Source organism: Streptomyces viridosporus, from assembly GCF_002078235.1.
GTDB classification, from domain to species: Bacteria; Actinomycetota; Actinomycetes; order Streptomycetales; family Streptomycetaceae; genus Streptomyces; species Streptomyces viridosporus.
On record NZ_MSGP01000967.1, the window covers coordinates 1 to 649 of the forward strand.

Consider the following 649-nt stretch of genomic DNA (forward strand, 5'->3'; position numbering starts at 1 on the left):
GTCGTACACGGCGGTGCTCCTCGGTGCGATCACAGGGACTCCCGGATCGGAGTTCCCCTTACACCTGCTATAGGTGTCGGGAAGTCGATCGGTGTGACACCCGCCGTCGAGGAACTTGCAACGGGCGCATCAACGGGACGGTCGATGGAGTCGTGGGAGCGGGCCGCGCCCGGGGTCGAGCAGCACGCCGAGCGAGCAGCGGAGAGCGCCTGCCACCTCGCGGATCTCACCGGCCCGGGCGCCTGGAGCACGACGGCCGCCGAGGACGCCCTCGACGCGATCGACACCCTCACCGAGGCCCTGGGCAGCGCCGACCCGGAGCTTACGCAGGTCCTCGCCGCGGTGGCGGCCGCCACCAACGACGCCCGCCGGCTTCTGGGCATCGCCGTCGAGGACCAGGAGCCGCAGCCGCCCGCCGCCGCGGCGTTCATGCCCGCCGCGCGCAGACCGCCACGGCGGCGCGGCCTCGGCCCCGGCTTCCAGGGCATCCGTACGGCCCCCTGAGCGCCGCACACGACGACGGGCCCCTATTAGACCTGTTGGGGCTAACAGGTCTTACAGGGGCCCGTCTGCGGTTTCGGGAACGGGTCTGTCAGCGGGTCTGTCGGCGGGCCTACCGGGCGTCGGGCACGGCGACCGGGTTGTCCCC

General features: G+C 72.7%; 1 protein-coding gene. It reads left to right on the forward strand.

Annotated elements, in window-relative coordinates; translation table 11 throughout:
- The first annotated feature begins 144 nt into the window (after window positions 1–144).
- Window positions 145–504, forward strand: a complete 360-nt coding sequence (locus B7L92_RS38950) for a hypothetical protein (protein ID WP_010361165.1) — start codon at window positions 145–147, stop codon at window positions 502–504.
- Window positions 505–649: the final 145 nt, after the last annotated feature.